Source organism: Agriterribacter sp., assembly GCF_035444585.1.
GTDB lineage: Bacteria > Bacteroidota > Bacteroidia > Chitinophagales > Chitinophagaceae > Agriterribacter.
The window spans coordinates 1-5,631 of the sequence record NZ_DAOMOZ010000272.1; the positions used below are offsets into that span (position 1 = coordinate 1).

Below are 5,631 nucleotides of genomic sequence, written 5' to 3' on the forward strand. Positions count from 1 at the left end.
AATTAGACAGCGATGTGGCCGATTCAAAACAATCCATTATTTTACAGCAGGTAGAAAACGGTGTGGCCACCCGGATGGCGGTATTGTATTTGTTGGCAGGGGGAAGGGAGGTGAGCTGATGACGGTGGTAAGAAGTGGTAAGGGTGAAGTAGTAAGTAAACCTCAAATTTCAAATCTCCAATCTCAAATCATTATATGCAACGGATCGCTTTATTTCCCGGCACTTTTGATCCTATAACCATTGGTCACCTGGATATTATCAACCGGTCGCTTCGTTTATTCGATAAACTCTTCATTGGTATTGGACGCAATGTAAATAAAACCGCTATGTTTTCGGAAGAGCAGCGCCTGCAATGGATTAAGGAAATATTTAAAGATGAAGACAAGGTTGATGCAGTCATCTATGAAGGATTAACGGTTGACTGCTGCCGGAAAGTAAATGCAAATTTTATTTTAAGAGGCATTCGCTATGTCAGTGATTTTGAATACGAAAAGGCAATTGCGGATATGAACAGGAGCCTCTCCCCCGAGATAGAATCCATCTTTTTAACCTGTCTTCCTCAATACACGTCGGTAGCTTCTACTTTGGTAAGGGATGTGCTTCGCAACGGCGGGGATGCCAGCCAGTTTTTACCTGAGCCGGTGGTGAGGTCATTAAGGAGAGCAAACTGATACAAAAACATTTATCACGTTATTTTTCCATGATGGTAACCGCAGAGCTGAATCGAAGATTATCGGTGTCTGTAATATTGAAATAATATGCTTTGGCATCGGCCGGCAAAGCAGCCGATACCTTCCCTTTATTTAACGTTGCAGGTAGCTGCACCCAGTTTCGGTTTTGCCAGGCGCCGCTGTCTGTTGTGTAACACAATACAGCCTTTTTGAGCGTTGCTTCAGAAGCAATTTTAGCTGTAACCCTGTTTTTTTCAATGAATGTGTTCCCGATTTGCATTAGTTTTTTACCGTTTTTTACCATCATATCAGCAAATGCAAATATTTCGGGCTGGTTCCATATGTGTCCGTGCTCGCTGGTAACAGGTATACTAAGCATTGGAGCGGGCTTAACCAGCGATACCGACCGCTGCCATATATTCAGCGAAAAAGATCCGTCGTTGCTGCCAATATACCACAGGCTTGGAACGGTAGCGGAAGGAATATACAATGAAGGATCCCATTTGGTTTTATAGGCATTTAGCTGGTCGGGCGTCATCACTTTAAAATATCTCTCAAAATTGGATACGGTAGACTCGTACAAAAAGCCACAACCGTATACCGGCACGGCAAAGGCGAAACGATTGTCCAGCCCCATTACTGCGGCGGTTATTACTCCGCCCCATGAAATACCATGTACACCAATTTTTCGGGGATTGATTTCCGGGAAGGAACGCAGTAACGAATTAGCCCTGATCACGTCTGCCACTGCATGATAAAACCATTGCTCCCTGTCGGCAATTTCAATATCGCCAAAGGTGGTAATGCGGGGTGGTCCGGCCTGTTCATGCCATTCGCGGTTGGGAAACCCGCCTATAGGAAGATGCCCCTCCAGGTCCATAGCAATGGCAGCATAGCCGCGATCTACCCAGGCCTGTACCCATTCCGGAAATGCAGTTCCGCCGCCGCCATGCACACAAACCACTGCCGGCCATCCGCCTTCAGGCGGGGTACCTTCCGGCGCTTTAAAATAAGCAAACACTTTTGTTGGTTTCGTTTTAAAAACAATTCCCTCGTAGAAAAAAGAGCGCATGCCTACCACAGCGCAGCAATCTGTTTCATGCATAGCCGGTGTTTTATATAGTTCTTTTATATTCCATGGAGAACTGGATGTACCGGTTTGCTGCGCATATACGAAAGCAGTTGACAGGAATAACCCCAAAAGAAAAATTTTTTTCATACAGGAACGACTGTTTATTACGGAAGTCAGATAAAGGATTAAATATAATGTATAATGCCGAGCACATTTCTCTTTACATTTCAAACTGATGGTACTCTTCGAAGCTGTTAATGTCGAAATCACTCTTCGTGGAAGTACGAATGCTGAAAGGGATTATATTTACATAAACCTTTTATTATGCCGTCTATTAACCGCCGCTCTTTTATTACCCAAACATCCCTTGGTGCCGGCGCGGCACTGGGCTTACCTGCTTTACCTTCCCTGGCATCTCCTAAAAAAGATCCCTGGCAATGTGTGCACAACACCAATACCATGCAAACCATCATATCATTGACCGGTTTGCAGGAACCGGTAACCGTATTACAGATAGCGGATACGCATATCAGTTGCGATGATGAAAGCGACCGCGAATATGAACAATACAGCGCCCGCATGAACAGGGCTTTTTTGCAGCCCAAACATTATAAAACTGGAGAACCTACTACTACTATGGCCTGTTTTAAGGACATGATGCAGATGGCGAAGCAGGAAAAAGTAGACCTGGTCGCTCTTGTGGGCGATATTGTCAATTACCCTTCTGCCACGGCTGTGGAATTTGTGCGCTCAACCGTTGAAGCTGCGGGTATTCCACATATTTATACAGCCGGCAACCACGACTGGCACTATGAAGGCATGAAAGGATCGTCTGATGAGCTGCGCAGGACCTGGTGTGATAAAAGACTAAAGCCCTTGTATACCGGACAGCACCTGTTTTATTCTTCGGATATTGTGGGCGGTATCAATATGGTTACCATTGATAATTCTACCTACCAGGTAAATGAAGAACAGCTTGCCTTTTTCAGGGATCAGCTCAAACGGCCCGAGCCTGTTGCACTTTTTGTGCATATCCCCCTGTATATGCCATCCATGCATATGTGCTGCGGTCATCCGGAATGGGGCGCCGGCAGCGACAAAAATTATGAGATAGAACGCAGGGAGCGCTGGGCTGCCGCAGGTAACGCGGCTTCAACAAAGGCATTTGTAAAAGAAGTGATGACGGCCAAAAAACTAACCGGAGTTTTTGCCGGACACTGGCACCGGTACTATTCTATATCGCTGGGCCGGGTTAACCAGCATCTTGCGCTCCCCGGATTTAACGGTCAGTACCGGATAATCAGGTTTCAGACCATTTAACCGTTACATCCCGCTCGTAGATAAAAGTTGAGAATTGTGCAAAAGCTGAATTATGATGCTTTCCTGTCCATTTTATTAGTCAGATAATACCCAATTAAAAGCCCGACACCTGCCATAGTGAATGTAGCGGCCAGGATCAATGGGGCAGGACGAAGCCCGGTGTAGTAGCTTAAAAATAGCGCAACAGAAACGCCTATTCCAATCCCCATCAAAAGGAGCGCTACATTTAAAATAATAATCCTGACAATGGAAGTTGTATTCTGGTTACCTTTCATGAAAATGCCGGCATCAACACCTTTTTCGATTAAAGCAAGCCTTTCCTTATTGCGGATGGATAAAAAAAGATATGCAATACCAAACACGAGAAGGAAAAAGCTAATGAGAATCAAGCTGTGCCGCATCATAACAGAAAAAATTTTGAATTGACTAATTTTAGTACTTGCAAAGAGTATGACGATGTTATTTGAGTATCGGTTACACTACAGCAATAAATCTTTAAGCAGATGTAACCTGATAAAAACTTTTATCGTCTCATCCTTTATCAATGGATCAATCAGGCGACAAGCATTATATCAGTTTAATTATCAAAGGTGATACAGCTTCCTTTGCCATCCTGGTTGACCGGTATAAAGATATGGTCATTGCCCTGTCGTTCAGGATTCTTCAAAACCGTGAAGAAGCTGAAGAGGCCGCCCAGGATACCTTTGTGAAAATTTATAAATCATTATCCCGGTTTAAGGGTGATTCGAAGTTTTCCACGTGGCTTTACAAAGTAACTTATAACACTTGCATAGACCGATTAAAAAATAAAAAGAGAAATCTACTACTTGTTTATTCCGAATATTTTGAAGAAAACGAGTTGGTATCTTTGATAAATGTGCTGGATTTTTTAGAGGAAAGTGAGCGCCGGTTGATGATTAAAAATTGTCTTGATTTATTATCTGCGGAAGAAAGTTTTTTGCTGACGTTGTATTACTTTAGAGAACATTCACTAAAAGAGATTTCAACGATTATGGGTATCAAAGAGAATAATCTGAAAATAAAACTGCTGCGAAGCAGGAAAAAATTAGCCGCTATTTTCAAAGCAAAACTTGAACCTCAATTCATTGGTCAATATGGAAAATAAGTATAATGAAAATCTTGACATACTAACAGGAAAATTAATGTGCGGTGCTTCCCCTGAAAGCGCACCAATTGATTTTACTTTCCGTATAATGAATGAAGTATATTCCATACAAAAAAAGAAATCTTATTCCTATAAGCCTGCGATATCGAAACGCGGCTGGATGGTTATTTTTATAATGATCGGTAGTTTGATAGGCTGGTTTTCATTGAATGGTGATAACATGGATACAACTTCGGGGATAAATAAAAGCTGGATTTATTCGAACAGCTTACTTGGTTCACTCAGTAGGCTCAGGTTTTCAGATGAAACGGCCGGTATATTATTGTTGGCATCAGTTATGCTATTTATTCAAATCATCCTGTTACACCACTACCTGAATAAAAGGTTTTATAAATGACTTGTGGTCTGACCCTCCTTCTGTCGGTACCGACCGCAACAGCTAACTGGTACCTCAAACATTCTCCAGCCCATACTGTTTCAATACATCCTCCGGCACACCTTCCCATTTGTTGGGCATATTGCCTGCATAGCCCAGATCCTTTACGCCCATTTCGCTGGTAAAAAAGCCGGAAGCGGTAAGGTCGCGCATGCGGTTAAAAAAAGCAACGCCCTGTTCCATACCGGGCTTTACTTTTTCGGGCCAGGCAATGTCATTCACCATTTCAAGCTGCTGCGCCGGAGTAGCATCCTTAAAAGCATTGTTATACCTGTTCAGGCATTGTGTATCCAGCCATCTTAGTCCCCCGCGCACGGGAACCTGGTGCGAAGGAATATCCTTAACGATGAACTCTATGAATTCCGGTACTTTGGCATCCGAAGCGCTGCCGGATTTTTCATCTTTGGGTATAATGATATCGGCCAATACGGTAATGGTAAGCATTTCATGGTCGGTAAAGAACCGCTCTTCATTCAGCTTTTTGTTGCGTTCTATTTCAAAAGCTTCCCGGCCGGCATTGTTTTCATCAGCAGTTACAGTTGTAGTTGCTTTTTTATTATCCGTTTTGCAGGCTTCCAGTAAAACGCCCGTTGAAACAGCGGTTAAGCCAATGGCCTTAAGTGATTCGCGTCTGTTCATATTATAATAAAATTATAAAGCTTTTATACGTTTAATTTTTTTCTTTGTTCGAGGATATATTCTGCTGTACGCAACGACAGGGCAAGGATCGTCCAGGTAGCGTTTTTATCTCCCTGCTGCACAAAGGGAGCTGCATCTACCACGAACAGGTTTTTGCAATCGTGCGCCTGGCACCATTTATTAAGGGCCGATTTCTTCGGATCATCTCCCATCCTTATGGTGCCTACTTCATGAATGATCCTGCCGGGCGCCTCTAAACCATAATTGTTTTCCGGACCATTCGGATTTGATGTAACGATGGCACCCATTTCATGCATGATGGACTGGAAGGTTTCCTGCATGTGTTTGGCCTGCTTCACTTCTTCA

The 5,631-nt window shown here is 43.3% G+C and carries 7 protein-coding genes; 3 read left to right on the forward strand and 4 right to left on the reverse strand.

All coding sequences use genetic code 11. From position 1 onward, the window contains the following. Window positions 1-195 precede the first annotated feature (195 nt). Window positions 196-672 carry a pantetheine-phosphate adenylyltransferase gene (gene coaD, locus PLH26_RS19670; RefSeq protein WP_324587728.1) on the forward strand — a complete coding sequence of 159 codons (477 nt, stop codon included), beginning with the start codon at window positions 196-198 and terminating at the stop codon, window positions 670-672. Between the two features lie 19 nt (window positions 673-691). Here coaD and PLH26_RS19675 read toward each other — a convergent pair whose 3' ends face one another. After that, on the reverse strand, window positions 692-1,891 hold the full coding sequence (locus tag PLH26_RS19675) for an alpha/beta fold hydrolase (RefSeq protein ID WP_324587729.1): 1,200 nt from the start codon (window positions 1,889-1,891) through the stop codon (window positions 692-694). Window positions 1,892-2,068: 177 nt separating this feature from the next. Between PLH26_RS19675 and PLH26_RS19680 the strand changes: the two genes are divergently transcribed. Continuing rightward, window positions 2,069-3,064, forward strand: a complete 996-nt coding sequence (locus PLH26_RS19680; protein WP_324587730.1) for a metallophosphoesterase family protein — start codon at window positions 2,069-2,071, stop codon at window positions 3,062-3,064. A gap of 50 nt (window positions 3,065-3,114) precedes the next feature. Here the strand turns inward: PLH26_RS19680 and PLH26_RS19685 are convergent, their stop codons facing one another. Next, window positions 3,115-3,468 carry a DUF6249 domain-containing protein gene (locus PLH26_RS19685; protein ID WP_324587731.1) on the reverse strand — a complete coding sequence of 118 codons (354 nt, stop codon included), beginning with the start codon at window positions 3,466-3,468 and terminating at the stop codon, window positions 3,115-3,117. A 140-nt stretch (window positions 3,469-3,608) separates the two neighbouring features. On the opposite strand from PLH26_RS19685, the gene PLH26_RS19690 reads away from it, so the two are divergent. After that, window positions 3,609-4,190, forward strand: a complete 582-nt coding sequence (locus PLH26_RS19690) for an RNA polymerase sigma factor (RefSeq protein WP_324587732.1) — start codon at window positions 3,609-3,611, stop codon at window positions 4,188-4,190. Window positions 4,191-4,641: 451 nt separating this feature from the next. Here the strand turns inward: PLH26_RS19690 and PLH26_RS19695 are convergent, their stop codons facing one another. Continuing rightward, window positions 4,642-5,265 (reverse strand): gluconate 2-dehydrogenase subunit 3 family protein, encoded by a 624-nt coding sequence (locus PLH26_RS19695; protein WP_324587733.1) that lies wholly within the window; start codon window positions 5,263-5,265, stop codon window positions 4,642-4,644. Window positions 5,266-5,288: 23 nt separating this feature from the next. Further along, a partial coding sequence (locus PLH26_RS19700; protein ID WP_324587734.1) for a GMC oxidoreductase occupies window positions 5,289-5,631 on the reverse strand: 343 nt, incomplete at its 5' end.